This is a genomic window from Brevundimonas sp. (assembly GCF_016463295.1).
Classification (GTDB): domain Bacteria; phylum Pseudomonadota; class Alphaproteobacteria; order Caulobacterales; family Caulobacteraceae; genus Brevundimonas.
Window position 1 is genome coordinate 65,039 of the sequence record NZ_JAEMRO010000002.1, and the last position, 25,322, is coordinate 90,360.

The 25,322-nt window shown below is 63.6% G+C and carries 28 protein-coding genes and 1 pseudogene; 6 read left to right on the plus strand and 23 right to left on the minus strand.

Annotated elements, in window-relative coordinates; all coding sequences use genetic code 11:
• Positions 1-5: 5 nt before the first annotated feature.
• Positions 6-620, plus strand: a complete 615-nt coding sequence (locus tag JHC81_RS01415; RefSeq protein ID WP_292169717.1) for a DUF1190 domain-containing protein — start codon at positions 6-8, stop codon at positions 618-620.
• A 44-nt stretch (positions 621-664) separates the two neighbouring features.
• Here the strand turns inward: JHC81_RS01415 and JHC81_RS01420 are convergent, their stop codons facing one another.
• From JHC81_RS01420 to JHC81_RS01450, 7 genes are all read right to left on the minus strand, one after another.
• Positions 665-2,293 carry an FAD-dependent oxidoreductase gene (locus JHC81_RS01420; protein ID WP_292169719.1) on the minus strand — a complete coding sequence of 543 codons (1,629 nt, stop codon included), beginning with the start codon at positions 2,291-2,293 and terminating at the stop codon, positions 665-667.
• 53 nt (positions 2,294-2,346) lie between these two features.
• Complete coding sequence (locus tag JHC81_RS01425; RefSeq protein WP_292169721.1) at positions 2,347-2,751, minus strand: hypothetical protein; 405 nt, start codon at positions 2,749-2,751, stop codon at positions 2,347-2,349.
• Positions 2,752-2,972: 221 nt separating this feature from the next.
• Positions 2,973-3,116, minus strand: a complete 144-nt coding sequence (locus tag JHC81_RS01430; protein ID WP_292169723.1) for a hypothetical protein — start codon at positions 3,114-3,116, stop codon at positions 2,973-2,975.
• 240 nt (positions 3,117-3,356) lie between these two features.
• Complete coding sequence (locus JHC81_RS01435; protein ID WP_292169729.1) at positions 3,357-4,730, minus strand: efflux transporter outer membrane subunit; 1,374 nt, start codon at positions 4,728-4,730, stop codon at positions 3,357-3,359.
• Positions 4,727-5,713, minus strand: a complete 987-nt coding sequence (locus JHC81_RS01440; RefSeq protein WP_292169731.1) for an efflux RND transporter periplasmic adaptor subunit — start codon at positions 5,711-5,713, stop codon at positions 4,727-4,729. Before JHC81_RS01440 ends, JHC81_RS01435 begins: the two co-directional genes overlap by 4 nt.
• A complete protein-coding gene (locus JHC81_RS01445) occupies positions 5,703-6,416 on the minus strand; it encodes an ABC transporter ATP-binding protein (protein WP_292169733.1) in 714 nt (237 codons plus the stop codon). Before JHC81_RS01445 ends, JHC81_RS01440 begins: the two co-directional genes overlap by 11 nt.
• Positions 6,417-6,421: 5 nt before the next feature.
• Positions 6,422-7,567, minus strand: a complete 1,146-nt coding sequence (locus JHC81_RS01450; protein WP_292169735.1) for an ABC transporter permease — start codon at positions 7,565-7,567, stop codon at positions 6,422-6,424.
• Between the two features lie 137 nt (positions 7,568-7,704).
• Between JHC81_RS01450 and JHC81_RS01455 the strand changes: the two genes are divergently transcribed.
• Positions 7,705-8,310: a TetR/AcrR family transcriptional regulator gene (locus tag JHC81_RS01455; protein ID WP_292169736.1), complete on the plus strand. Its 606-nt coding sequence runs from the start codon at positions 7,705-7,707 to the stop codon at positions 8,308-8,310.
• Between the two features lie 103 nt (positions 8,311-8,413).
• On the opposite strand, the gene JHC81_RS14395 is transcribed toward JHC81_RS01455, so the two are convergent.
• Entirely contained in the window at positions 8,414-8,665 is a 252-nt protein-coding gene (locus JHC81_RS14395) for a hypothetical protein (RefSeq protein ID WP_366465420.1), read from the minus strand.
• Here JHC81_RS14395 and JHC81_RS01460 point away from each other — a divergent pair.
• A complete protein-coding gene (locus JHC81_RS01460) occupies positions 8,549-8,836 on the plus strand; it encodes a hypothetical protein (RefSeq protein WP_292169738.1) in 288 nt (95 codons plus the stop codon). The genes JHC81_RS14395 and JHC81_RS01460 overlap by 117 nt on opposite strands.
• Before the next feature lie 47 nt (positions 8,837-8,883).
• On the opposite strand, the gene JHC81_RS01465 is transcribed toward JHC81_RS01460, so the two are convergent.
• Complete coding sequence (locus tag JHC81_RS01465; RefSeq protein ID WP_292169935.1) at positions 8,884-9,552, minus strand: superoxide dismutase; 669 nt, start codon at positions 9,550-9,552, stop codon at positions 8,884-8,886.
• Between the two features lie 649 nt (positions 9,553-10,201).
• Here JHC81_RS01465 and JHC81_RS01470 point away from each other — a divergent pair.
• The gene (locus tag JHC81_RS01470; protein WP_292169740.1) at positions 10,202-10,372 is read left to right on the plus strand and encodes a hypothetical protein; all 171 of its coding nucleotides are present in this window, start codon (positions 10,202-10,204) and stop codon (positions 10,370-10,372) included.
• A complete protein-coding gene (locus JHC81_RS01475) occupies positions 10,369-11,418 on the plus strand; it encodes an LPO_1073/Vpar_1526 family protein (protein WP_292169742.1) in 1,050 nt (349 codons plus the stop codon). The genes JHC81_RS01470 and JHC81_RS01475 overlap by 4 nt, the downstream gene beginning before the upstream one ends.
• 169 nt (positions 11,419-11,587) lie before the next feature.
• On the opposite strand, the pseudogene JHC81_RS01480 reads toward JHC81_RS01475, so the two are convergent.
• The 5 genes and pseudogenes from JHC81_RS01480 to JHC81_RS01500 all read right to left on the minus strand — a co-directional run bounded on the left by JHC81_RS01480 (position 11,588) and on the right by JHC81_RS01500 (position 15,462).
• A pseudogene (locus JHC81_RS01480) lies at positions 11,588-12,294 on the minus strand (IS6 family transposase).
• Positions 12,295-12,457: 163 nt separating this feature from the next.
• Entirely contained in the window at positions 12,458-13,018 is a 561-nt protein-coding gene (locus tag JHC81_RS01485) for a lipocalin family protein (protein ID WP_292169744.1), read from the minus strand.
• 183 nt (positions 13,019-13,201) lie between these two features.
• Positions 13,202-13,717, minus strand: coding sequence for a heme-binding protein (locus JHC81_RS01490; RefSeq protein ID WP_292169746.1), 516 nt, complete (start codon positions 13,715-13,717; stop codon positions 13,202-13,204).
• A 120-nt stretch (positions 13,718-13,837) separates the two neighbouring features.
• On the minus strand, positions 13,838-14,236 hold the full coding sequence (uraH, locus tag JHC81_RS01495) for a hydroxyisourate hydrolase (RefSeq protein WP_292169747.1): 399 nt from the start codon (positions 14,234-14,236) through the stop codon (positions 13,838-13,840).
• On the minus strand, positions 14,233-15,462 hold the full coding sequence (locus JHC81_RS01500) for an amidohydrolase family protein (RefSeq protein ID WP_292169749.1): 1,230 nt from the start codon (positions 15,460-15,462) through the stop codon (positions 14,233-14,235). Before JHC81_RS01500 ends, uraH begins: the two co-directional genes overlap by 4 nt.
• Before the next feature lie 93 nt (positions 15,463-15,555).
• Here JHC81_RS01500 and JHC81_RS01505 point away from each other — a divergent pair, with 93 nt between their 5' ends.
• On the plus strand, positions 15,556-16,422 hold the full coding sequence (locus tag JHC81_RS01505) for a LysR family transcriptional regulator (protein ID WP_292169751.1): 867 nt from the start codon (positions 15,556-15,558) through the stop codon (positions 16,420-16,422).
• A 272-nt stretch (positions 16,423-16,694) separates the two neighbouring features.
• Here JHC81_RS01505 and JHC81_RS01510 read toward each other — a convergent pair whose 3' ends face one another.
• The 9 genes from JHC81_RS01510 to JHC81_RS01550 form a co-directional block, all read right to left on the minus strand.
• Complete coding sequence (locus JHC81_RS01510) at positions 16,695-16,922, minus strand: hypothetical protein (protein ID WP_292169753.1); 228 nt, start codon at positions 16,920-16,922, stop codon at positions 16,695-16,697.
• 131 nt (positions 16,923-17,053) lie between these two features.
• A complete protein-coding gene (locus JHC81_RS01515) occupies positions 17,054-17,476 on the minus strand; it encodes a GreA/GreB family elongation factor (RefSeq protein WP_292169755.1) in 423 nt (140 codons plus the stop codon).
• Positions 17,477-18,386: 910 nt separating this feature from the next.
• Complete coding sequence (locus tag JHC81_RS01520) at positions 18,387-18,623, minus strand: hypothetical protein (RefSeq protein ID WP_292169756.1); 237 nt, start codon at positions 18,621-18,623, stop codon at positions 18,387-18,389.
• Between the two features lie 120 nt (positions 18,624-18,743).
• Complete coding sequence (locus JHC81_RS01525; protein WP_292169758.1) at positions 18,744-19,118, minus strand: hypothetical protein; 375 nt, start codon at positions 19,116-19,118, stop codon at positions 18,744-18,746.
• A 92-nt stretch (positions 19,119-19,210) separates the two neighbouring features.
• Positions 19,211-19,876: a LuxR C-terminal-related transcriptional regulator gene (locus JHC81_RS01530; protein ID WP_292169760.1), complete on the minus strand. Its 666-nt coding sequence runs from the start codon at positions 19,874-19,876 to the stop codon at positions 19,211-19,213.
• Between the two features lie 205 nt (positions 19,877-20,081).
• Positions 20,082-21,002, minus strand: coding sequence for a hypothetical protein (locus JHC81_RS01535; RefSeq protein ID WP_292169762.1), 921 nt, complete (start codon positions 21,000-21,002; stop codon positions 20,082-20,084).
• Complete coding sequence (locus tag JHC81_RS01540) at positions 20,971-23,547, minus strand: fimbria/pilus outer membrane usher protein (protein ID WP_292169764.1); 2,577 nt, start codon at positions 23,545-23,547, stop codon at positions 20,971-20,973. Before JHC81_RS01540 ends, JHC81_RS01535 begins: the two co-directional genes overlap by 32 nt.
• A 21-nt stretch (positions 23,548-23,568) precedes the next feature.
• Complete coding sequence (locus JHC81_RS01545) at positions 23,569-24,270, minus strand: hypothetical protein (RefSeq protein WP_292169766.1); 702 nt, start codon at positions 24,268-24,270, stop codon at positions 23,569-23,571.
• A 125-nt stretch (positions 24,271-24,395) separates the two neighbouring features.
• Positions 24,396-24,953, minus strand: coding sequence for a hypothetical protein (locus JHC81_RS01550; protein ID WP_292169768.1), 558 nt, complete (start codon positions 24,951-24,953; stop codon positions 24,396-24,398).
• Positions 24,954-25,322: the final 369 nt, after the last annotated feature.

The window sequence follows — 25,322 nt, forward strand, 5'->3', positions numbered from 1 at the left end:
CCACGATGACCGACGACATCCAGATCTCCGACACCTCCACCATGCGGCGTCTGAAGCGCTCGCGGACGCTGCACGTCTCCAGCCTGATGGCGACGGTCAGCTTCTCCATGGCCGCCTGCGGTTCGCCCCAGAGGTCGGTGCCCGAGCCGGTCCCGGCTCTCGCCTATACCTCGGTCGCGGAATGCCAGGCGGCCAACGACATCCCCGACGCAGAGTGCGACGCCGCCTATGCCGAGGCCCAGCGCGTCGCCGCCGAAAGCGCGCCCCGCTATGCGACGCAGGCCGAATGCGAAGGCGCTTGGGGCCCCGAACAGTGTCGCCCGCTGAACAATGGCGGCGGCTCCTTCTTCGGCCCCCTGGCCACTGGCTTCATAATCGGCCAGTTGCTGAACGGCGGCGGCTATCGCGGTGGCGGCCCGCTGTATCGCGATCGTGACGGCCAATATTCCAATGGTTATGGCGGCGGCTATCTGAGCCGCGACTACCGGACCGGTCGAACGATCACCAATGCGCGGGACCATACGCCCGAAGCGCGTCAGGCTCCCAGCCGGGTCCAGAACCGCACCACTGTGGTGTCCCGTGGCGGCTTCGGCGGGGGCGGTCGCGGCTACGGCGGCTGAGGCCATTCGCTAAAGGGTCGAATCCACTGTTTCGGTCGGCCTTTTCACACGCTGGATGAGGTCTTGAGACCATCCAGATAGGCATGGATTTCGGCCACCACGGCAGCACCCTCGCCGATGGCCCCGCCCACGCGCTTGACGGAACCGGATCGCACATCGCCAATGGCAAAGACGCCGGGGTGGTCCGTGGCGCGACTGTTGGCCGTCGTTGCGACGAAGCCGCGACTGTCCAGCCCGATGCCGCACGATGAGAGCCAGTCGGTTTCCGGGTCCGCCCCGATGAACAGGAACAGATTGCGCACCGGTGCGTCCTGATCCTCCCCTGTTCTGCGGTTTCGCCAGCGCACAGCGGAAAGACCTGCGGGGTCTCCATCCAGGGCCGCAATTTCGGTATGGGGCAAAAGGGTGATCCGCGGATTGGCTTCTATGCGATCAATCAGATAGCGCGACATGGTCGCGGCCAGGCCTTCGCCGCGGACCAGCATCCAGACTTGTGACGCATGGTTGGCCAGATAGACCGCTGCTTGGCCCGCCGAGTTTCCGCCGCCGACCAGAGCGACCTCCTGGCCGCTGCAGAACTGCGCTTCCAGCGGGGATGCCCAGTACCAGACGCCACGCCCCTCGAACTCGTCCAGTCTGTCCAGGTTGGGTCGACGATAACGGGCCCCCGAAGCGATGACGATGACCCGGGCGCAATAGGTCCGGCCATCGTCGGTGGTCAGACGATGAATGCCGCCATGGCCGCCGCAGACCAAGTCCATTATTCGCGTCGGGATGGCGATCTCAACGCCAAACTTCTGGGCCTGAACGAAGCCCCGAGCGGTGAGGGCCTGGCCGCTGATGCCGGTGGGGAAGCCGAAATAGTTCTCGATCCTGGCACTGGCCCCAGCCTGGCCGCCGAAGCTGCGCTGATCCAGAACGACGACCGACAGCCCTTCGGACGCCGCATAGACAGAGGCGGCCAGGCCGGCGGGTCCTGCGCCCACGATGGCGACATCGTAGACTTGATCCGGGTCTGCGTCGGCTATCATGCCGAGCGCACGCGCCAACTGGGTCTGGTCCGGCCGTTTCAGGACTGTGCCGTCAGGCAGAATGGCGATCGGTAGATCGTCGGGACCGATATCCAGGGGGGCCAGCAGGTCCGCGCCCTCCGGGTCCGTAGGTGTCGTGGAAGAGAATGGCCAGCCATTGCGACGCAGGAAGTTGGCCAGCCCGACACGTGCCGCATTGTCGGCCGGCGCGATCAGTATGGGCCCGCCCGCGCCGACGGCGATCAGGTCCACACGGCGCAGGATCAGGGCGCGGGTGATCTTTTCGCCCAGATCGGCGTCGGCCACGACAAGGGCCCGTAAGCCTTCTGGTGACAGGGCGATAACCTCGACGTCGTCTATCGCGGTCCCGTCCACCAGGGCAGGGCGTCCCAGCAGGCCGGCCGTCTCGCCGATCACAGACCCCGGCGAATGCCGCGCCACTTCGGCGACATGTCCCGCGCCGTCGTGACGGGTGATGGAGACGCGCCCGGCGATCAGGACGAACAGCCCGATCCCCGTGTCTCCCGTACGGAACAGCGACGCCTGGGCCGAATAGTGTTTTCGTGACCCGAAACGGGCTGCGATAGCGATTTCATCCTCGTTGAGGGTGGGGAAGCGCTCGTCGTGTCGACTATCGACCATTTCGGATGTCCTTCAGACGATCGACCAAAAACATGGGGCGCAGGCTTGGGCAGTCACACGAAGGCTTCCAATTCCTGCCGACACGCAGCGGCAAAGGCATTCATGGGTCTCATCCCGCCGGCCTCGGCAAACCGGGCCATCGCATGCAACGGGACATTGGCCGTCAGATAGGTCTTCACGATATCGTCCATCGTTCGCTCGGCTGACTCGATCACCGCCGGGGTCGCGAACAGACGCATCTGATTGACCGCCGCGTACAGGCCCGCCAGATCGGTGACGTCGTCCTTCTCGTGCGTCATGGCGTCGCCGTATAGCCGCGACGCTTCCCTGATGAACTCGGCGTAGAGGGTTTCACGTCGCAGTCGGTCCGCTTCGGTCTTGCGTTCGCGATGCTGGGCGCGTTGCTGGAACCAGACCGTTGAAAAAGAGGTCAAGCCTCCGATCAGCGAACCCGCCAAGGCACCGAACATGGCGGCATAAGACGGTTCCATTCCTAGTCTCCCCCACAGTGCGACCGCTTGACTGAGGCGATCGCCTCTGTGCGCCGTTATGTGGCGCACCGTCCCTCATGGCCAAGCTTGTAGCGTACTCTTGCTTCCATGGCATCCACGGCCTCATCCGGCCTGATCGGTCGCGGGTAGCCAGATAACCGCATATCTGGACGACAGGGATATGTCGGTCAGGTGCAGTCCGGCCCGAACCGTTCGGACACCGACGCGGCGCAGTTTCCGTCCAGGCAGTCGATCAGATTGTTCCGGACGCTGTCGGTGTCGTGGTCATAGACCTCGAACCACCCACCATCGTCCCAGATTGCGGTCGGCATGCCGAAACGTCTGGCATGAACGGCGCCGAAGCGGGCGTACTACAGGCGGATGTTGTTGCGGTCCGTGACGTTGTGGCGGTTACCCCGTCCACGCCCCATTCGCCGATGAAAACCGGCATGCCGCCATCCGTCGTCGAGGCCTACTCAGCCATGACCCCACAGTCCCGGATAGTTTTCAGCCGGAATTGACGCTCGCGCGCCGGTCGGCGTCACCTGATGATAGAGTGAGCCAGTAACGGCTCATGTGGAGCTTGCCCCGCCCAGTCCCGCCGCCGCGTTGAGTCGGGCGTAAGCAATCAAAGCGTCCCCGCGAGCCGCGGCCTCAGCCGCTCGGGCATCGGCGGCGGCGCGCTGGGCGGTCAAGACCTCCATGAAGGGCGAGACGCCGGCCCGATAGCGCTGGTTGGCGAGTCTTGTCTGGTCGTCGGCGGCGGCGACCGCCTCGGCCAGGGTCGCAGCTCGGGCCTCGGCCGATGCGAGCGCGACGAGCGCGGTCTCAACCTCGGACAGGGCGTCGACGGCGGCCTGGCGATAGGCGATCTCGGCCTGGGTCCGGCGGGCGTCTGCGGCGTCTCGGGCGCTCTCCAGCCGACCGAAGCTGAACAGGGGCGCGGTCAGTCCGCCGGCGATCTGGCCGAGGAAGCCCGAGGCGGTGAAGGGCGTCTCGGGATCGAGTTCCTGACCGCCGAGCGCGGCGCTGAGCGACAGCGTCGGCCAGAAATCGCGACGAGCGGCTTGCGCATCGGAACCGGCGGCCCAGAGCTGGAGCTCGGCCGCGCGCAGGTCCGGGCGACGGGCGAGGACGGCAGCGGGGGCCGACAGGGCGTGGACCGCGGGGGTCTCAAAGGCGGCCGGGGTCGGCTGGGTGAGCGAGGCGGTCAGGGCGCCGGGGTTGAGGCCGAGCAGAGCCTCCAGACCCACCCGCGCCTCCTCAGCGGCCTGACGGGCTGCGATGGGCCGGGCGCGGGCGGAGGCCAGGGCGGCGCGGGCGGACGCGGCGTCGAGGCCCGAGGTCAGACCAGCCCGTTCGCGTGTGTCGGCAAGCGACAGGGACTCTTCGAGCGCGCGCACGGCCAGGTCGCCGGCGGCGACGCGGGCCTCGGCCTCGCGGTAGGCGGCGTAGAGCTGGACGGCGGTGGAGCGGGTCGTCAGGCGGGCGGCCTCGATGCGGGCGGCCTCGGCCTCGGCGCGCAGCCGCTCGGCCCGGGCGCGGGTGCGGACCGCGCCGTTCAGGTCGGGGTTCAGGCTGAAGGACACCAGGGCTTGAAACGTCTCCTGATCCAGATCGTCGGCGGTTTCGCGCTCAGCCATGGCCTGTCCGCCGATCTCGGGACGCAGGGCGGCGCGGGCCGAGCCGAGGCGGGCGCGGGCCTCGAACAGGCGGGCCTCGGCGATGCGGACGTCGGAGGCGTCGCCCGCCTGTTCGACGATCTCGTCGAGCACCGGGTCGCCGATGGTGGTCCACCAGCAGTCGGTCGCAGGGTCGGCAGAGGGGAGGGCGGCGACGTCCCAGCCGGCGGGGGCGGCCAGGGCCGAAGCAGGCGGCGTCAGGTCGGTTGCGCACGCCGACAGGATCACGCCCGCCGTGGTGATCAGCAGGGCCTGGCGGATCATCGCGCAGGCTCCGTCGTCGGGGCGGCGGCCTGCGTCGGCGAGGGCGCGGCCTCCACGAAGACGTCCATGCGTTGGCCGAGGTAGGTGGGGGCGGCGGCGGGATCGAAGCTGTAGATCGCCTCGACCACCCGGGTGTCCACACGCTCGGAGCCGCCGGACAGGGCGCGCTTCTCGACCACCTGTGGCTCGATGCCGACCAGCGTCAGGGGGATGCGGCGGTTGGCCTGGCCACGCAGGGTCCCGTAGGCCCGGCCCGAGCGGGTCAGGCGGGCGGCGTCGGCCTCGTCGAACTCGGCGCGGACGTGCAGGCGGGCGTCCTCGCCCAGGGCGATCAGGGGCTCTGACGCCGCGCCGGCAAGGGCGTATTCGCCGGGGCGGACATCGACGCGGAAGATGCGCCCGGCGATGGGCGCCGCGACCGTCAGACGCTCCAGATCGACGCGGCGCGCCTGGGCCTGGGCGCGGGCGGCGGCGGCGCTGGCTCGTGCGTGGGCGGCGGCGGCCTCGGCCCGGCGGACGGCGAAGCGGCGGCGCTCCAGCTCGTCGCCGGACAGGGCGCGGGGGTCGTCGACCGCCTCGAACAGCGACAGCCGCTGGCGTTCGTCGGCCAGAGCCACCTCGGCCTGCCGCGCGGCGGCTTCGGCGGAGGCGGCGTCGGCGAGCGCGGTCGTCACGGCGGCCTCGGCGGCGCGGGCGTCCAGCCGGAACAGGGGCTGGCCCTGAGTCACGCGGTCGCCGGGCTGGACCAGGACGCTGCGGACCACGCCCGGCACCTCGGCGGCGACGGCGATCAGCTCGGACTGGGGCTCGATGGTTCCGATACCGGCGACGACCGAGGCGGACGCGGCGCTGGGCGGCGCGGCGGGCGGGTCGGCGCGGGTGCGCTCGGGCCGAATCACGGCCGCGACGGCGAAGACCAGGCACCCGCCCGCGAGAACGGGCAGGACGAGGCGCGAAATGCGTTGGCGAAGATTAGTGGGCATGGAGTCCCTCCGGGAGTGTTCCAAGGCGGCTGTCTCCGACGATCCGGCCGTCTTCCATGGCGACGATCCGGTCGGCGTAGCGGTAGATGCGGTTGTCGTGGGTCACGACCAGGACGGCGCGGCCGGGGCCGGCGGCGGCCTCCTTCAGCAGTTCCATGACCTGTCGCCCGGTCTCGGCGTCCAGCGCGGCGGTCGGCTCGTCGCAGACGACGAGGTCGGGCTCGTGGACGATGGCGCGGGCGATGGCGACGCGCTGCTGTTGGCCGCCCGAGAGCATCCGCGGCAGCTTGTCGGCGTGTGGCCCCATGCCGAGCGTTTCGAGCACGACGCGGGCCTTCTCCGCCGCCTTTTTCAGCGGCATGCCGTCGGCGACGAGGGCCATGGCCGCGTTCTCGGCCGCCGTCAGGGCGGGCAGCAGGTTGTACTGCTGGAAGATGAAGCCGATCCGGCGGCGGCGCAGGATGACCTTTTCGGAATCCTTCATGCGGGTGATGACGTTGCCCATCACCTCCACGTCGCCGCCGGTGGGCTTGAGCGTACCCGAGAGGATGGACAGCAGGGTGGTCTTGCCGCAGCCGGACGGGCCGACCAGCATGGTCAGTTCTCCCGACGCGATCTGCAGGTCGATGTCGAACAGGACCTGGGTCTTCAGGCCGTTGGAGCCGAAGGCCATTTCGATGTCGCGGGCGATCACGGCGCTCATGACGATCAGCCCCGGAACACGATGGCGGGATCGACGCGGTAGACCTTGGTCAGGCTGCCCAGCACCGAGATCAGGATGATCAGGAAGACCACCACGCCGGTGCCGACCAGCACCTGCCAGGGCAGGTAGAAGCCCTCCAGCGCCGCGGTGCCCCGCACGAAGGTGAAGAAGGCCGCCGCCCCGCCCATGCCGAGCCCATAGCCGATCAGCCCGACCACGCCCGCCTGCAGCAGCACCATGCCGGTGATCTGGCCATTGGTCGCGCCGATGGCCTTCAGCGCCCCGAACTGGCGCAGGTTCTCGATGACGAAGAGGTAGAAGGTCTGGGCCGTCACCGCCGCCCCGACGATGAAGCCCAGCATCACCGTGATGCCGAAGTTCACCGGAATGCCCGTGCGAGTCAGATAATACTGCACCGAGCGCCAGGCGAAGCTGTCCCAGGTCAGGGCCTGATAGCCGGTCTGCGCTTCGATCCGATTGGCCAGGGCCTTGTGATCGACACCGTCGCGGGCCCGCACCAGCACGAAGGACATCTTGTTCCTCTGAGGCGGGGTGAAGCGGATGGCCTCGGAATAGCGGGCGTAGGCCAGCGGGAAGGTGATAAAGGACGGCGCCGTGTTGGCGATGCCGGTCACGACCACGCGGCGGTCGTTGATCTCGGCCTCGGTCCCGACCTTGGACAGGGGGTCGTCGTCTGGCCAGATCAGGGTCGCGCCCTCTTTGTCGAAGACGATGCTGTTGGGCTGGCGCAGGGCTTCCAGATCGCCCGCCAGCCACTCGCGCGGGGCGCCGACCAGGGTCTCGTCGTCTACTCCAAGGATGTTGATCTGGTTGATCAGGCCGTCGCGGGTGCGGAAGATGGCGTTGCCCTTGAACAGGGGCGCGGCCCATTCGACGCCCTCGACCGAGCGCACCCGGCCCAGAGCGGCGTCAGGCAGGGGCTCTACCTCGTCGACGTAGCGGACGCGGGGGTCCATGACCCAAATGTCGGCCTCGCGCACCTCGATCACCTGATTGGCGGTGCGGGTCATCAGGCCGATGAAGATCGAGACCTGCTGGCTCATCAGCAGGGTGGCGAAGGCCACCCCGAACACCAACGCCAGATACTTGGCGCGGTCGCCCAGCAGCATTTTGAGCGCGACAGATCGCATCCTCGGAGTCCTGTAATCCGGGGTTGGGGGTTGCGCCGGGACTGGCGCATCGGGGTAAACTAGGGTACAGCCCGAATAACAATACCGAACGGTTCAGTATGTCAAGTGACGGTCAGATGACGCGCGCCGGACCCCCCGTGAAGCGCGGCCGACCGCGTGATGCGGCCAAAGACGAGGCCATCCTGCAAGCTGCGGGCGATCTGTTCATGGAGCACGGCTATGAGGCGGTCAGCCTGGACGCCGTGGCACAGAGAGCAGGCGTGTCCAAGGCCACCATTTATGCGCGCTATTCCGATAAGGATGCCCTTTTTGCTGCCGTCCTCCGGCATGAGTGCGAGCGCGCGGTGTCGTCCGACAGCTTTGCCCCCGACCCCAGCCAGTCTGTACGCGATACTCTGGTTGTCCTCGCCACGCGGTTTCTGGACCTCGTGACGGGAGAAAAGGCGATGCAGATGAATCGCGTGCTCGTCGCCGAGACTGGGCGGGCACCCCGCATGGCCGAACTGTTCTATGAGACGGCAGTGCTGAGCTTGAAGAATCGTCTCGCCGACTGGCTAAGGCTTGAGACCGTCCGCGGACGACTTAATGTGCGTGATCCCGATGGTGCTGCTTGGCGCTTTCTTGGCGGAGTCAAAGGCGAGGCGCATTTGCGAGCGTCGTTCGGCCTGCCGCCTGTCGAGCCTGCGCGGCTGAAACACCATATCGAAGCGGCCGCAGAAGAGTTCATCCGAGCGCATAGCTGACGCGTTTTTTCGCTAAATTAAAGTGAAAGCAGTCTTGGTCCAGAATTGGCCGCAAGCGCGTTCGTGACGCCCGGTGACGTCGAGCATGGACCCAACCATCTGATCAGGCGTGTTCTCTTCGTCGTAGAAAAAGCGGCCGCTGGCGCTGAGCCGTCGCACCGAACCGTCCGGATGCAAAGAGCCGAACGGTGCTGTCAATCCACGGCCAACGTAGGCTCCCCATGGCGCGGTAGGGCAAATGATCGAGAAGGGCGGCGATAACTGCCTTGCCCAAACCTTGGCACTGGTGGGCTGGCACCACCGCGATGTCCAAGTTCTGGTAGAAGAGCCCGCTATCGCCGACGATGTGACCCATCCCGACGACCTCCTGGTCCCTTCGGATCACGACCGCGAACAGGGTGTCCGGCAAACCCGAGGCTGCGCCTTCCTGCGTTTTTGGCGAAAGCCCGGCGACCATGCGAAGACGCAGGTAGGCGCTGACCGAGGGCGTCTCGATGTGGAGTGTGAATGGATCATGCCGAGCTGAACAGTATGGCCGGGCCGTGGCGGCAGCCCGGCTGAAGGCCAGTGCGACTACTCTGCCTCGGCGTACAGACGGTTGACGGCGTTCCAGTTCACGACGGTCCACCAGGCCGTAAGATAGTCGGCACGCTTGTTCTGGTATTTCAGATAGTAGGCGTGCTCCCACACATCGACGGCGAGGATGGGCGCACCGCGGACCTCGGCCACATCCATCAGGGGATTGTCCTGATTGGCGGTCGAGGTGATCTGCAGCTTGCCGTCCTTAACGATCAGCCAGGCCCAGCCTGAGCCGAAACGACTGGTCGCGGCCTGATTGAAGGCCGTCTTGAAGGCGTCCATGGAGCCGAAGTCGCGGGTGATCGCGGCCGCCAACTCGTCCGATGGCTCGCCGCCCTGACCGACCGGAGCCATCAAGGTCCAGAACAGGCTGTGGTTCCAGTGTCCACCGCCGTTATTGCGGATGGTGGACGGCAGGGTGGAGACCCTACCCATCAGATCCTCGATCGAAGCGCCTGCCAGGGTCGGATCGGCGGCCACTGCCGCATTCAGGTTGTCGACATACGCCTTGTGGTGCCGACCGTGATGGATCTCCATCGTCTGGGCATCGATGGCCGGCTCCAAGGCATTCGCCGCATAGGGCAGGTCAGGCAGGGTGAAAGCGACTGGCGCGGGTGCGGAGGCGCTTCGGACGGGTGTCTGGGCGACGACCGGGACGGCCATCGCGGCAGACAAGGCGACGGCGCAGGTGAGGGCCAGAGGCTTGATCATGATGGTGCTCCTTCCAAGATGATGGGCAACGCGTGAATCGCTCGAAGGATCATGCGACACATCGACCGATCCTGCGGCATGGTGATTCAAGCGACCAAAGTCCCGGTGAACGCACGCACCTGACCCGAGAAGGCAGCGTACGTGGACTGCATGATATCACGCACTTCTGTTGCGACACCTTTGTGCCGGAAGGACCTGAAAGACCGCGGGGCCATGCCTCGTCAGGCCTTCACGGTATCGCCGTTCCAACAGTCGAGGGAAGACCGTTCAAGTGGTAGCACCCGCACGGGCTGCCGCCTCCCGCTGTCTTGATGCCAATTCTTGATTCCGAGACGATCTGGGACCGATTCCCCAGAATCCGATCCCCTAGACCGGCTGATCCGCCAGAATCCGGCGCCGCGTCACGGCAGCGTCGGTCCCCGGGGACGGAGCCGGGGCGGAACCAGTCGGCGGTGTTCCGATAAACAACACCGACAGCTCGCGGCGCCTCTCCTTCGGCGCGCGACGAGCATGGCCGGCGTGGAGGGGTTCCGCGTCGGCCGCACTTGTGTCGATACAATCCGCGAAACATAGTCCGACCCTCATAAACGAGGGTAAGAAAATGTCGGCTGAAATGCTGGGTTGGCTTGGAATAGTGATCACCGTGATCTTCGGTGTTGCTGGTTTCTTCGCAGTCAAGTCGATACGAAAGAAATCACAGAAACAACGGATCGATCGAGGTGGCACCGGTTATCAGGCTGGGGGCGACATCAACATCGACAAAAAGCCGTGAGCCGACAGGATCAAAAGGTTGGCGAGGGCGGAGAGGCTTACCAGGCTGGTACGTCTCTGACTGTCAATCGAGGAATGTCCGCCGATCAAATGTCAGAGCTCATGATAGCGATGGCTAAGCAACTTCAGCAGTACCTTGCGGAGGCCGGAGCGACGTTCGATCAGCGATGCGCTGAGCTGCGGGATGAGTTGATCAAAGAGTTTTCCAAGCCTGAGGCAAAGGCAGACAGCGGCGCTTTCCGGGATCCCGATTATCAGTTCGTCCTTAAGGCGGCACACGAATCTTATGGCCGGAAGGGCGGCGACGAGCTCAGGGAAGAGCTGGTAAATCTGTTAGGCCAAAGGTCCATGATGGAGACGGGTACGAGGCCGGCTCTCATATTGAACGACGCAATCAGGATAGCAGGAAAGCTAACGAGCGAAGAGTATTCCGCCTTGGCAATGACTTTTCTTATCAAATACGTTTCAGTGGGGGGCGTTACAAAAGAGGATATTATAAATTCATTCAATCGCATTTTAGATGAGTTTATTACCCAACTACCTTCCGAAAATCATGCCTATGAATATCTTGCTAGTATTGGTTGCCTATCCGTCAACCTCATAAGCGGTGTTGACCTTTGGAAAGCTATCCACTCCACATACGGCTTTCGCTTTGGACGGGGGTTCGATGCTCAGGAGTTGCAAGAAGCGCTTGCTGGGGAGGCTACAATTCCTCAACTCACTGGCCAGTTGACCAGATTGAACGATGGAAAGTTCTGGTTTGTTGGACCCAAACGTGCGGAGCTTGAAGAGGGTTTGCGGGAGAGGGCTATACCGGAAGGCGCTGTCGTTGGATTGTTGGCGCTAGTTGATTCCAGGACACCTACGGAAGAAGAAATCAAACAGGAGTTAACTGCAGCTGTGTCTGCGTTCGCGCGGTTCGACGAAGTTTGGTCGAAAACACAGATAAGGCAGAGCGTCCTCACGTCCCTCGGAAAAGCCTTGGCTCACTCCGTCCTCGTCAGTCGTATCGATTTCAACGGCGCTTTGTCGATCTGGATCAAGTGATGCGCTCAAAATGCCGTCGCATCGTAGTTCAAGTTCGTTGATAGGTTTTATGATGGGCGCGAGCCTGCGCAGGATAAAACAGTCAACGATAACAATGAGGCGTGGCGGTGCTGTCAGTCCAACGCGAACTTGTCTCCGCTGAGCGCAGGTAGGGCAGGGGGCGTAGTGCCTATCCGGCGAGCGTCTTCCACTCAGCCAGGGCGGCTGAGCGTTGAGCCTTGTATGTTTCTCTGCTGATGAGGTGGCGGTCCTGGTTGAAGTGGTTGTGGAAGGCGGCATGGACTGAGCTGAACTTCTGCAGCGTTTTCATCTGCCGGAACCTCAGCATGGCCCGTTCTCGTCGTCGGAAGGGCTGGTGTGAGTTCTCCACCCTGTTGTTGGCCCAGCGTCCGACCTCTTGTTTCTCGGTGTTGCCGAGCTCTTTCATCGCAGCCTTGTAGGAGCGTAGTCCGTCGGTCGTGATGACCTTCACCCGGCCATAGCGCTTCATGAGCTTCTTCATGAACTTCAGCGCCGCGGCTTTGTCCCTGGTCTTGCTGGCAAAGGATTCCAGCACCTCACCCTCGTGGTCAACGGCGCGCCAGAGGTAGTGCATCTCGCCGTTTATCTTCACGTAGACTCGTCGAGGTGCCATCGCCAGTGAGTGAAGGCGCGCATCTTCTGGACCCGCTTCCTGCGGATCTCGGCGGCGAATATCGGACCGAAGCGATTCCACCAGAGCCGCACTGTCTCATGGCAGATGTCGATGCCCCGCTCGGCCAGCAGGTCCTCCACATTCCGCAGCGACAGCGGGTACTTCACGTACATCATCACCACGAACCGGATCACCTTCGGCGAGCTGTCGAAGTAGCGAAACGGGTTAGTGCTCTTGGCCATAGCGGCGACGCCAGGCGGACCGGATTACCGGCAGGCTAAGTTTGGGCTGACAGAGCCCTAGTCGGCATAGTGGCTGAGCCGCGCTACATTCTGCTACGCGTCGGCCGTTTTCATGTTTGTGACGTAGAAGGTCCACGATGGGTGGGCTCTCTGCCTGGTTCGACTAATGCTGGGTAGCGCGGATCAGGCTCAGATCGTATCCAAGATCGCGGGCCCGGTTCATGATCGTCTCCCGCGTCTCGTCGCTCGGTTGGGCCGTGCGAGTAAGCAGCCACAGATACCGACCTGATGGCTCGCCGACGATCGACCAGGAATAGTCGTCGGCGCGGTCAAGCACCCAGTAGTCGCCGACATAGAAGGGGCCGAAGAAGGAGACCTTCAGCTTGGCGTTCTCGCTACCCTCTACGACCTTGGCCTTGCCGCTAGAGCTCTTGCTCGGGCCGGTGACACTGTCCCGGCGGCAGGTGTTCAGGATTTCCACGATACCATCATCGCGGACAGTGTAGCGAGCCGTCACGCCCTCGCAGTCACGTTCAAAGCCATTCTCGTAGCGGCCGAGCTCGTACCAGAGCCCAGCATATCGGTTTAGATCGACGGCCTTGCTCGGCTGCGGAACGGCGGCATTGCCGACAGGACCTCGCTGGAACGTAGCACAGGCAGAGAGGGCCACTGCAGCGCCGACAACGAGCGCGATTGGGAACAGGCGTTTAACCGGCATGGTCATTTCCCGGAAGTCTCTTCGGAGCGACACAAGTGGCGGCCTGGCTTCTTCAGCAGGGGGCATCGTGAGCCAGGCCGCCTTGCGGCGTACGTTGCACCGCAGAGGTCAGTGGTCACCTGCGGAGCTTCTACGTCAAGCCCTGCCATGGTTTCTCTTGTCTCGGTCAGAGTTGGCTTGCTTTAGCCCTTATCTCGGATCTGAGTTTTCTGCCGCAGGTGACGCAGAGTCTTGCTCATGAACAAGATGTTCGATGGCTGCACGAGCACAGTGGTCATCATTTGCCGCACCGCCAGCGCCCGCAACACCAACTGCGCCGATGGTCTCGCCATCGATATTCAGTGGCAGGCCACCCCCTAGCAGGAGAAGTTCGGGGATCGAGACGAGGTTCTGCGAGGTCGGATCGGAAGCGGCGCGTTCGGCCAAGACAGTGGTGCCAGTCTTGGTGGACAGGGCGGTGAAAGCCTTTCGCTGGGCTGCTAGGGTATTGTGAGGCCCGACGTCGTCGCCACGCTGAAGCGCGATTAGATTGCCACCCCGATCAACAACGGCAACCACGGCCTCACGCCCGATCGAGCGGCATGACGCGATCACAGCGGTAGCAAGGGTGTTTGCAGCAGTCAGAGAAATGGTCCCACGCTCGATCCTCGGCGCGGTGTCAGGGGTCAGAGGGCTGACGGAAAGCAGTATTGCGATGCTCAGCACATTCACATCCTTGTTTGCAAGGTATCAGTTGAAGCGACTATCCTCGCACGTTCGTTGGAGCGGCAGCGCTTCTAAAGTCGGCTTGATCTGTTGGCGTCTCAGCGTGAGCGAGCGCCTCTGCTAGTTGCCGCGATAGGTCGAATACCCGAAGGGGCTTACGACGACTGGAACGTGATAGTGACCGTCCGCATCCGTTACTCTGAACGTCAGCGTGATTTCTGGGAAGAATGGCTTGGACGAGGCGTCCGGATAGGCGGACATGTCGAACTGCAGGCGATAGACACCGGTCTCGAATGAACCGGACGTGTCAAAGCGCCTAACACGCCCATTGGCGTCCGTCGCCGCCGCGCCGACCTGCACCCAGCGTCCATCGGCATCGCGTTTCGATAGCGTGACGGGCACCGACTGGCCGCCGGCCCCGCGCGAAAGATCAAGAACGTGGGTGGATATTTCGGCAGCGTGGGCCGGTGCCGCCATGGCCCCGAGAACAAGGGCGAGCGAGAGGGCTTTGGTTTTCATGATGGATTTCCTTTGCGGGTCTGGAGATTGGGACTGAGCGAGCTCAAGCGTGAAGGCGATATCGGTTCCAGTTGGCCTCGCTGGACCAGACGCCGCTGCGGGGGCGGGGCCGCCACGGCAGCGGCCGCATTCGGGGCATCGAGGATAACAAAGGTTGCCTCGTCACCCGGATCCAGGCCGTAGCCCTCGAGACCGAGCGCGATAGCCGATGCCGTCGTGGCCATTTGGAGGGCAAGATCAAGGTCTGCGTCTTCTCCAAACCCTGAGCGGTAACTAATCATCATCGCCCGACCGAGCATGTCTCCGTCGCCATAGGGCCACCAGGCGTCGCGGATATTGTCGCTGCCCGCGAAGACGCGCACTCCAGCGGAACGAAGCCGGGCGACGGGCGGGAATTCACGGTCGCCGGGCGCGTTCGTCATGATCGCCACCTCCGCCCGGGCCAACTGTTCTGCCGTGCGTGCCAAATCACCGTCGTCGACCTCTCCGAGGGCGTAGGCGTGACTGATGGTGACCTTGCGGCCCATTCCCGCCGCTGAGGTGCGAGCGGCAATGCGCCTGATCTGCTCGGTGCCCCGTAACCCCGACTCGTGCAGGTGGATGTCGATCTTGACGCCGTGTCGCTCGGCGATCCCGAAAACGATGTCGAGATGCGCATGGGCGTCTCCATCGAAGGCTGTCGGATCGAGCCCGCCGACCACGGTCGCCCCTTCCCCGACGGCGGCGTCTAGGAGATCTGCGGTGCCCGGCGATCTTAGGATACCCGCTTGGGGAAAGGCGACGATCTCGATATCGACGCGATCACACCAGCGCGCCTTGGCCTCCATGATGTCGTGAAGGTTGGAAAGGCCGACGGTCGCATCGACATCGACATGGCTGCGTACTGCAACCGTTCCCAAACCATGCACCTGTGTCAGCAGGGCGTCAGCGCGATCCCTTGTCGGCAAGGCGTCCGCCAGCATCTGCTTTTCGATCTGCAGGCGCTGGTCGAGCCGTGTCGCCGGGCGATGCGGACGCCACCGATCGCCAACGAAACTCTTGTCCAGATGGATATGGCCGTCCACGAAACCAGGAAGGACGAGCAGGCCCTCCAGGTCATAGACATCTATGGCATCTGTCAGGTCATGCGTGCCGACAAACCGGCCATCACATACAGCCAGATCGCCCTTGCTGCCATCTGGCAGCCGAGCGTTGCGGAACAGGCATTGGCGGACGGAGGGTGGCAATCGGAATGACCTTCTCAGTGAAGGCGCTGTCTCTATTGAGGGTGATCGACATTGGCCAATGGGATGTTTGCATGAACGTCATTCATAAATAGAATGACCGCCATGCTGGATCCCAGGCTGCTCCGAACCTTCGTGGCTATTGTCGACAATGCGAGTTTCACCGTCGCTGCCGACCGCCTCAACTCCACCCAGTCTACGGTCAGTCAGCAGCTGGGACGTCTCGAGGCGGTGGTCGGGCACCGGCTGGTTGACCGTTCTTCGAGTCCTATCGCACCCACGCCGGCTGGCGAACGCCTGTTTGGCTATGCGCGTAGACTGCTGGCCCTGCAGGCTGAGGCCAAGATGCTCCTCAGCGATCCCGCCGGCACGGCAACCATCCGCATCGGTGTTCCAGACGATATCGTGACGCCTGCCATGAGCCGCCAGTTCGCGAACTTTTCAGCGCGTCATCGCGAAATCCGTCTCGATGTCACGACGGGACTGAGCCGCGATATCTCAAAGAGATTTCGAGACGGCGAATTCGATATCGCCATCGTCAAGGAAGCGTCAGCCGCCGGCGATGTGCGCGCGACCTTTCCCGAACCGCTCGCGTGGTTTGAGGCCAGCGGGATGCCGGAAGGCGACTGGCCGGAGCCGATACCGCTCGTCACCTTTCCGCCCGGAGGTCTCTATCGGGACCTCATGATCGAGCGCATCGAGCGCGAGCATCGACGTTGGTACATCGCCTTCACCGGCAACAGCCTGGGCAGCGTCCTGTCGGCCGTCGAAGCGGGCCTGGGCGTGTCGGTCCTGCCTGTCAGCGTCACCCGCGCCCATTCCGTAAGGGCCAGCGCCTTGTTCACGGGAGAGGCTTCACTCTGCCTGTCCGTCTATGCATGGGAGAGCGGCGGCGCGATTGGAGAACTCGTCGAGGCCATGACGTCTGTCCTGTCTGAACGCGACGCAACGACGCTATCTTGAGCGTGTCGGAGGGCTGTCTGTCAGGACCGATCCCGTAACCAGGGCCGACCGGCGTGACGCCAAGAGGGCTGTTCAGATCGGAAGGGTCGCAAAGGCCTCCAGCAAGAGAGACGATGCGCTGGCAAAAGCCTGCGCTGGAGAAAGACAGGTCATCGGCTCGCTGTCTGAGCCGGGCGATCGAGCACAACATTGTCAGCCTCACGGCGTCCGAAGCCGGGATGCCGGGATGGCTCCAGAGCGCTTCCTGGATGACGGCGTCCTGCCTTAGACAGTCAGCGAATGTCCTCGCACAGGCGTCGAGCGTGACGCGCCTCGAGCGCCAGGATGACGGTTTCCGTCTCTGATCGCTTGTGCGGCCCGAGGGCGAAGACTCGATCTATGATCACGCTGCGCGCGTCGGAGCAGCAGTCCAAGTCGATCAGAGGACGATCCGGATGAAACGTCTGGACGCCGTGGTCGAGAGCCGCCGACGTCAGCTGATCCCGGGCGATGGGCGACATGGCGAGCTCTGCCGCCTTGGCGAGGGTCCTTGCTGTCTTGATCGGGACGCCGGGTCTGCAGATCGATACGGTCCCACTGGGCGGCGGCAATAGCATCGGCAACCGCTGCATCAAGGATCCGAAGGCTGATGTCATTCCAGTGGGGCATGAGGCTCGGCTCCAACATGGAGAACCTTCAGGCGGTGCGGACGGCCGTTGTCGTCCGACCAGGCAAATTCAGTGTCAGCCACCAAACCGAGCAGAGAGGCCCCCACAAGGCTAAGTACAGAGACCTGTCGCTTGTCGATATCGGCGTCGACAGGCAGAACAAGCTTGATGTTTCGGACCTGTCTCGAACCGAGGTCTTCATAGGTGACCCAGCTGCCAATGCGACAGAAGGGTCTCCCGGAAAAAGACTCGTTGACGAGCACGGCCTGCGAAAGCTCCTCCTCCAGGAGCCTTCCAGCCGCGCCGGAGCACGACGCGCGCCCCATGAGCGACTCGATCGTCTCCATGTCCTGAGATGTCATCAGTAATCTTGGCTTACGAACGGCTCTCGCCTTGACGCTGGTCATTTTCAACCCTCCGGGTTCGGTCATGAAATCGCGCAGCCCAAACGGCCGACCGAAGTCGACACGCCTGACTGAATGATTGAGATTTAAGTATCCGGCCAAAAGCCTGAGCAACGCCTCACTCAAAGGGCGCTACACCGTAATATCTTCTATAAGAAAATAGACCCCAAACTCTGAGCTTTCGCTCGAAATGAGTTTGGGGCTAGACGCCTCCGACGAAGCGTCCGGCGTGAAGCGTATTCCGCGAATGGATAGCGCATTTCCACATGATGAGGGCATCTATGGATTTAATAGTGGGGCCTTGTCAACTTCGACGCTTGAGCGGGCACTATTCTGCCGGCACGAAGGTTGATGCATCGCGTTGGGGGAGGGGCGCACTTGGCTGCCCGCTCAGCCAGCCATAAAGCGGCGCGTGCTTCGCCAGGCGTTGGGTGAAGTAAACCTACGTCTAGGATGGGCGAGTGGGCCCCTCGGACCTACGCCCGTCAAGGTGAACCCAGCCAATAGGCTGCTTTTGCTGATACCAGACGACAGGCGACCACTCCTCGCCGCAAGCCGTCACATCAAAAACGACCTCCATGCCGCTAAGACGCGATTGCGCTTGGCCCCGGGATATCTCTTTTTCGCTGAACATGACTCCGTGCTCTAGGCAATCCAGAAGGACCAGAGAGGCGCCGGGTGATAGCTTAATGGTGATCGGTCTCAACACGTCAGCCTCCCTTGACCCGCTGTCGGCCCGTCTCACTAGTATCAAAAGGCGTGCTGGCATTCGCGGGCCGGCCCATCGCGGACCATCGGCGCAGGGTAGTCAGGATAGACGCCGCCCGGTGCGAGGTTGCCTACGTCACATTGCATGTCATTTGCCGGATCCACGATCGCCTTTGGTCCCGACCCGGTGGAGGTTGCACAAACCTCAGTGTTCTGTCCGGCTCATCATTTTCTGGACGACAGGGTCCATGAGTGACGAGATGACTTCAAGGTCGAATGCATCTTCGGCTTCGGCTAGGTCCGCCAACACGCGCGGCAGGTTCTGGCGCATGGTGGATATGCGATAGTGACCGCCGTTCGCCCGACCGTACGACTTCGGCTCCCCGACTTCGTATAGCTTTACGCCCGCCTCTTCGCGCAGCAGCTTCCTAGTCGATGCCATGGCGTTAACTCCCCGCCAGAAAGTTCATCACAGTCAACCAACAGAGTCGAATCAAACTCTCGTCAGCCTCTCGTGGGCCTCCTGGCCGAATGTGCTCTGTTATTGGGCAAATACGGCCCATCAAATGCTGTGCATCGTCTTAGGAAGGAGAGCCTTGGCCTCGGCAAGGCTCTTCGCAGCGAGGTGGCGTCGGTGCAGAAATCTTTGGGCGAGGCGTTCACAACCGTCGTGAGCTGACGGATCGTTGCTCACAAATATCGTGTAGCTCTGCTTACTCGTCACCGCGTTAAATGCGGCCGCAATATTATCCAGCTCTTCGGAGGTGGCCTGAGTGTGCGGTTTGCGGAGATCGATAATCCAATCCCAACTACCCAGGGTCGGTCGCTGCTTTGTCAGTTGCAGAATGGTGGCCGCGATGGTCGTGGTTTGAGGCTCTGGGAGAACGGTGAGCCAGGCCCGCTTCAATCCTTCTTCGAGTTTCACGTGCACGGACATTGTCTAAATCCTCCGCCAGAGCGGCCAGCAAGATTTCAAGGTCCACTCTGGGTCGAACGCGGACCCAGCCGCTAGGCTGCAATCTATCGCTCTCAAGACGTTGTCAGCCGGGACGCCAACCGGATGGCTTGCGCCAATCCCCTGACGTTCATCTTGCTGTAGATGGAACGCAGATGGGTGCGGACCGTGTTGGTGGAGATTGAAAGGCTGGCCGCTGCCTGTTTCGGAGCCTCGTCTTCCAAGATGAGCTTCAAGACATTGGCTTCCGCCAGCGTAAAGCCAAAGGCGTCACTGAGCTGGTCTATGACCTTGGTCGCGCCGTCACTCTGGGCGAGGGCGACGAAAGCCATGGTGTGGTCGGCGGTGGGAACAATGCAGATCATCCGCCATTCGGCATCGTCGGCGCGGAGCAGGCGTTGAACCCTGTCCTTGCCGCCCTTGCAGACCGCCGATAGCGCGGTGCAAAGGATCCGCTGGCTCGCCTCACAATGGAACCGAAGACGCCCTCCTGCTTCTGACAGATAGGTACCGACGGCCAGGGTCCTTCGGGCTTCCCAGTTGGCCGCGTGAACCCGAGCGAGGGCATCGACCAGAAAGCAGGCGCGGGGGCTGACTTCGAACCATTCTGCGGTCCGTGCGGCTGGAGAGCCGAGCGAATGGAGCGGGAGTTCTGACTGCGTGGTCGATTCGTGTCCATCGAACGGGGCATGCTGATACGCCAGGGTGGTCTCTGCGTCGGATGATCGGATCAACTGCATGGACATCTCGTTCTTTGAGGGGAACATCCTGGGGAACAGCGATGCGGCCCGTTGATGAGATTCAGGCGTTCAATGAGACGGCCCTTGGGGTCAATCGAACCAAAGACCGCTTGGCCGCAGAGGACCGGTCGCTGGACTAGACGGGGTGGAGTGAACCTCTCTTGATCTGGATCAACTTATATACCAGTGGTTGCCGAAGGATAGTCTAGTTGGGGTCAATATCCACCATCAGCAGGTCTTCGTAATATCCTGACCGTCTGGACGAGGTGGCTCCGAGCTCGAAGTCCAGGGTGAGTGACTGGCCCTGAACAGTTCGGGGCGGGTCCACCCTGCGTACGGCCTGCTGCCGGAGATCGAGAGGTTCGCCGTCCAGAGTGACGCGATAGTCAATCCCCGCTTCGTCCTCGGCCGCCCCCAGTCGACGCAGGCTGCCGCCATGCTCCGACCGGAAGGTCAGGCGGGACGGGGTGTTGGCGCGGATCTGCAGAAAGGCGCGCTTGACCGCTCCGGGCCGGGCTTCGCCGAAATCGATGACCTCGACGCTCGAGGTCGAGCCAAAGGCCCCCGCAGCGCCGGCGATATTAAGCTGGGCGCGAGGCGGGGACGCCAGGACGACATCGATAGGCCCGACGAGAACCAGGGGTGCGCCACCGGCCGGACCGATCTCGACCCGGAAGGCAGTGTGGTGTTCACCGGCTTCGGCCACCGCGTCTGACAGAACCATCAGGTCGAACGCCACGGTTGTCGGGGCGTTGGCCGGCACAGAGAGGCTAAAACGGTTAGGATCGAGACGGGTCGCGCCTGCGACCCCGCCTTCGCGCAGGCGCACCTCAAGCGCCACCTGGTCCAGGCTGAGAGAGTGCAGGGGTTGACCGTCCAGATCCAGAAGCCGCAGCTCCAGATCGCATCGCCCATCGCCATCGTTGACCAAGTCCAGATCCAGACGCCCGGGGGGGCGGCTGAAGGCAAACGGGTCGTAGTCGATCCGTACCGGAACCGGATCGCGCGTCAGCCGCAGGTCGCAGGGGTCTGCCTCGACCGAACTGGCCGCAGCCAAAATGGTCGTGATCGCCGCGGCGAGGAGCGGGGCGCGTTTATGGCTGGCGGATCTGAATATGACCGACATCGGTTATGCCTTCGCTCTCTTCGGGAATGATGAACTCGCCGATCGTCCTGTCTCCCACCATCAGGCGATAACGACCGGGGGCCAGGCCATCGCCGACAAAGCGACCGGCGCGATTGGTGAAAAAGGGTTTGGGTTCGGCTGTGGCCTGGCTGGGGTAGACCGCTACGATCGTCCCGCTCATCAGGGCCGCCGGCGTTCCGTCGGGATTGACCAGCAGGCCGATCGCCGTGCGCGAAGCGTCGCTTCCAATGGTCAAGGCGTATCCAGAGCCGAAGCCCGGGAAGGTCGTGATCACCCCGCTGCCCAGATCGTAGCCGCTCGGCAGGGGATCGACCGCGACTTCCAGACGCTGCGGGCTGTAGGCCCGGTCGATCGGGGCCACGGCGGGGCCGAACCAGCCCGCCCGCGCGATCGCCCGGCCATTGCTGTCCGTCAGCGCGAGGCGGCTTGTGCGCAGACTCTCATGACGGCGTGCCATGATGAACCCTTCGCGGCCAGGGCGGCCCATCCCGAGGGACCCATTGGCGTAGACCAGCCCGGTGGAAACCCGCCACAGCGATTCTTCAGTGGTGGCCCCGCCGGATGTCCGTGACGCGAGCCGGCTGCTGATCAGCTCGGCATCGAAGCGGTTGTTGATGTAGCGGAGGTCGCCGCCGATCGTCTCGCGTCCGGAATCACGACTGATCCGGACGCCGCCGGACAGGTCATTCAGGTCCCCGTTCGAAGAGCGGCGCAACAAAACTTCGCGGAAATCATCACCGCTGTCATAGCGGGCCTGAGCGTTCCAGCGCCGGCCCAGGCCCATGGTCAGGGACAGTCCCACACGCGTCTCGTCCTCCCGTCCGTCGATGCTGCGATGCCCGACCGAAAACGTCACCCCGACCCTGCCGAAGCTGCGACCGAGGGAGACGTCCACCGATCGCTCGTCGGGGAAGTTGTCCCGTCCCCGTACATAGGCGGCTCCCACGTTGACGGTGTAGCGGTTCAGACGGCTGGACACCTGGCCGGCAATCCGCCAGGCCTCGGGGTTCGATGCGCCGCGTTCGAAGGCATCCTGGAAGTCGCGGCTGGTCGCCTGGCTGGTGAAGATCACGCGGGTATCGTCGCGTTCGAGGACCGAAAACGCCTTCACATAGTCCACGGAAGCGGCAAATCCTGACTGCCCCGTCTGTCCATTGTGGCTCGCGGCCAGTCCGACCTCCACGAGACCCAGCGGCGAGCCCCAGGTCGCGGTCGCACCGGCCATCACACGGTCGTCCACCCACTGACCAGACGCTCCCAGCGACAGGGCATCGGTGAAGCCCTTGCGGACATAGCCGCTCACGGCCGGCGTACCGCCGTACTCGTATTCACCCCCGTCCTGAAGAAGCCCCGCCGAGAAACCGAAGTCGACGATGCCGGGATCCAGCAGGGCGGCTCCGCCATACAGGTCGAAGACGGCGATCTCCCGGCGTCCCGCCCCGTCCTCGACAAGGAAACGGACGGTATTTGCCCCCTGACCAAAGGGAAAATCGCTGAGCGAATAGGGGCCTGGATCCAGCTGCAGCCGCTCGACGATCACGCCATTGACCTCGACCTCGACGAAGGCCGCACGATCCAGGACGAACTCTCGTCGACCCGACGGTCGCACGTTCTGGAAGGGGCGGATGACGGAATAGGCGCGGCCAGCGCTGACGCCGAGGATCCGGTCGGAGCCCTGAAACCCGGTCACGGGCGGCGAGAACTCCCCCGCCGTTAGCCGGATCGCGGATCCGAACAAATCCTTGGTGAGCCGGAACTCGTGGCGGCGAATACGGTCTTCGGATCCGCCGTCGTAGTCGAAGCCGCCCACCAGGGTTACGCCTCCAAAACCGCCCCAGTTGAGAATGACGTCGGTCACACCACGAAGGCTTCCGAACTCTTCAGCATCGTGGTCATAGATCTGGGCGAGCGAGATATTGGCCTGCGCCGAAAAGGTGGCGGGCGGCTCGAAATCGGTGGGGTCGAGGGTGTCCGAATACCCGAAATCGATGCGCTGGCGGCTACGGAGGCCGGCACCGAGCCGGACCTCGAACGACAGGGCATAGGTGTCGAATGACAGGCTGAAGTCCTCGCTCTCGAGGCTGTCGAAGGACACCCTGTCGCGCCCGCCCGCCTTGTCCCTCAGCGCCTGCAGCCCTGCCGGATCCATGACCGGTTCGAGAAGGCTGAGCAGACGGGCCGCATCCACGAGCCCCGAGCCATCCAGCCCGACCTCGCCACTGATGTCGCCGAGATAGCGGCCGTCCAGTTTCAGGGGGCCCTGGATGGGCGTCAGCACCCGCGCCTGACGACCCGACGCTGGACCGGCGTCCTGGATGTCTGTCGAGGGTTCGGCAGCGACCGATCCTGGATCGGTGCCGGGTGGGGTCACGGTAATACCTCCCTCCGTAATCCTGGGAGCGGTCATGATGGGCGCATCAGGATCGTCGTGGGCCAGCACAGTGCCGGCATGGCCAGTGAGATACAGCAGGACGCAAAGACCCAGCTGAAGGCGCAGAACGGCTTGGTCGCTGGTCGCGGTCATGTTGCGTCCCCCGACCGTGCGTCATTCGAGCCGGATGACGGCGGCTATCTCCCCGACAAGGGCGGTGATCGCGGCCGCCGGGATCCTCAGTTCCCTGCTCTGTCCGGCGGGTAGCGCGCTGACCTGGCCGAGCTGGACGTCCGAGGCAGGGGGTTCGACCTGGTGGCCTGCAGCGTCGCTCAGATGGTAGCGTGCGCGGCGGAGCCGGGCGATGCCGGTCCCGGCGTTAAACACCGAAATCAGGGCGTCGCCATTTTCCGCGCGGCGTACCGACGACACCCTGACTTCGGGCTCCGTGCCGGGGGGGGACACGAAGACATGCGTATTGATGTTGAACCCGACCTTGACCTCGGCCGCATCGCTGGGTGCGTCGGTCTGGGCATCGCCGAGACGGACGGGGAGCTGGGCGGCGCGGACGACATACATCTTTGGAGACGTGATATCGGCGGCACCGACGTAGCGGACGTTGACGAGTTGTTCGCGGCCGGGCGGAATGATGGACTGGGGCGGATAGGCGATGATGTCGCCTGCATCTTCCGCGAGGGTCTGGGCTCCCTGATCATCCACAGCGAGGCTGAAGCTGACGATCTCCACGGTGATCGGCGTAGCGCTGTCGTTGCGGATGGCCATCCGGTAGGTGGATTTCGGGCCGCTGGGTGTGATCTCCGCCACCATGGGCGAGACCTGCATGGCCTTGGCCGAACTGGCCCAGACGCCGGACACGGCGACGGCCAGTCCGACGGTGAAAAGGCGTCGGGACAACATCTTTCGATCCCCCCTGGATTGCGATGTCGATGGAATGGCAAGAGGCCGGAGCCTCCTCAAGGCGGCTCCGGCTCCTGTTGGCGTCAGGCGGGATTCAGGTCGAAGGTGAAGGTTTCCTGATACATGCCGGCCGGGGCCGACAGGGCCTCGGAATCAGCCCCGCCGCAGCCCGTCGAGCCGCCCGGTTCCTGATAGCAGAGGTTCAGGAAGAAGTCGGCCGACACACCATTGGCCAGACCCTCCGAATAGGCGGCATTGGTCACCGTCGGACCGTCGCCGGGGAAGGTGTCCGCCGGAGCGAAGCCCAAGCCAGCGGCCGGATTGGCGACGACCAGTTCCCAGTCATAGTTGATGATCTGGAAACCGCCGGAGCCCGGTCCGGGGGGGCCACGCAGATCGCCATTGGCATTGTTGGTGGTCAGAACCGCGCCATCGGGATCGTTGCAGGCGAGACGCATGGTGGTCACCTTCTGGCGCAGGCCATTGGCGACGGACACATTGCTGCCGGCGACATTGGCCAGCGAGATCGCACAGTAGCTGGCGACATTGGTGCTGACGACCAGGGTGGTGTCTTGAGCCATGGCGGCCGGAGCCGTCATCAGGGCACCGACGGCGACGGCGGCGAGGTAGAATGCACGCATAGTTTAGCCCTCCATTCGTGTGGACCGGCAGGCATCCTCTGGAAAACCGCCGAACGCGGAACAGCCCGCATGACACTTGCTACCCGGGGCGAACTCGCAGAACATCGGCATTTCAAATCATTAAAATTGATTAACCATTTGGTCGAAACCTGTAGATTGGTGTGTTCGAAAAGCCGGAATATGTGGCTTGGGTATGGCTCGCGGGCTGCATTGGATGGTTGCCAGAAGGCCGGGAGGAAGCTTGGCCACGGTCGGCCGGGGCCCCGATGGGGCAGAAGGCGCGATCGTCTGTACCGCTGGGGCCCGCCGAACGATCCTCTACCAAGGTGTAGGGATGGTGCTGTCAGCCCAACGACAACTTGTCTCCAC

Coding starts and splice junctions, on each gene's coding strand:
- JHC81_RS01415 (WP_292169717.1), top strand. CDS start 6: ATGACCGACGACATCCAGATCTCCGACACCTCCACCATGCGGCGTCTG.
- JHC81_RS01420 (WP_292169719.1), bottom strand. CDS start 2,293: ATGGTCGATAGTCGACACGACGAGCGCTTCCCCACCCTCAACGAGGAT.
- JHC81_RS01430 (WP_292169723.1), bottom strand. CDS start 3,116: ATGCCGACCGCAATCTGGGACGATGGTGGGTGGTTCGAGGTCTATGAC.
- JHC81_RS01435 (WP_292169729.1), bottom strand. CDS start 4,730: ATGATCCGCCAGGCCCTGCTGATCACCACGGCGGGCGTGATCCTGTCG.
- JHC81_RS01440 (WP_292169731.1), bottom strand. CDS start 5,713: ATGCCCACTAATCTTCGCCAACGCATTTCGCGCCTCGTCCTGCCCGTT.
- JHC81_RS01445 (WP_292169733.1), bottom strand. CDS start 6,416: ATGAGCGCCGTGATCGCCCGCGACATCGAAATGGCCTTCGGCTCCAAC.
- JHC81_RS01450 (WP_292169735.1), bottom strand. CDS start 7,567: ATGCGATCTGTCGCGCTCAAAATGCTGCTGGGCGACCGCGCCAAGTAT.
- JHC81_RS01460 (WP_292169738.1), top strand. CDS start 8,549: ATGATCGAGAAGGGCGGCGATAACTGCCTTGCCCAAACCTTGGCACTG.
- JHC81_RS14395 (WP_366465420.1), bottom strand. CDS start 8,665: ATGGGTCACATCGTCGGCGATAGCGGGCTCTTCTACCAGAACTTGGAC.
- JHC81_RS01465 (WP_292169935.1), bottom strand. CDS start 9,552: ATGGCCGTCCCGGTCGTCGCCCAGACACCCGTCCGAAGCGCCTCCGCA.
- JHC81_RS01470 (WP_292169740.1), top strand. CDS start 10,202: ATGTCGGCTGAAATGCTGGGTTGGCTTGGAATAGTGATCACCGTGATC.
- JHC81_RS01485 (WP_292169744.1), bottom strand. CDS start 13,018: ATGACCATGCCGGTTAAACGCCTGTTCCCAATCGCGCTCGTTGTCGGC.
- uraH (WP_292169747.1), bottom strand. CDS start 14,236: ATGAAAACCAAAGCCCTCTCGCTCGCCCTTGTTCTCGGGGCCATGGCG.
- JHC81_RS01505 (WP_292169751.1), top strand. CDS start 15,556: ATGACCGCCATGCTGGATCCCAGGCTGCTCCGAACCTTCGTGGCTATT.
- JHC81_RS01510 (WP_292169753.1), bottom strand. CDS start 16,922: ATGTCGCCCATCGCCCGGGATCAGCTGACGTCGGCGGCTCTCGACCAC.
- JHC81_RS01515 (WP_292169755.1), bottom strand. CDS start 17,476: ATGACCAGCGTCAAGGCGAGAGCCGTTCGTAAGCCAAGATTACTGATG.
- JHC81_RS01520 (WP_292169756.1), bottom strand. CDS start 18,623: ATGGCATCGACTAGGAAGCTGCTGCGCGAAGAGGCGGGCGTAAAGCTA.
- JHC81_RS01525 (WP_292169758.1), bottom strand. CDS start 19,118: ATGTCCGTGCACGTGAAACTCGAAGAAGGATTGAAGCGGGCCTGGCTC.
- JHC81_RS01530 (WP_292169760.1), bottom strand. CDS start 19,876: ATGCAGTTGATCCGATCATCCGACGCAGAGACCACCCTGGCGTATCAG.
- JHC81_RS01535 (WP_292169762.1), bottom strand. CDS start 21,002: ATGTCGGTCATATTCAGATCCGCCAGCCATAAACGCGCCCCGCTCCTC.
- JHC81_RS01540 (WP_292169764.1), bottom strand. CDS start 23,547: ATGACCGCGACCAGCGACCAAGCCGTTCTGCGCCTTCAGCTGGGTCTT.
- JHC81_RS01550 (WP_292169768.1), bottom strand. CDS start 24,953: ATGCGTGCATTCTACCTCGCCGCCGTCGCCGTCGGTGCCCTGATGACG.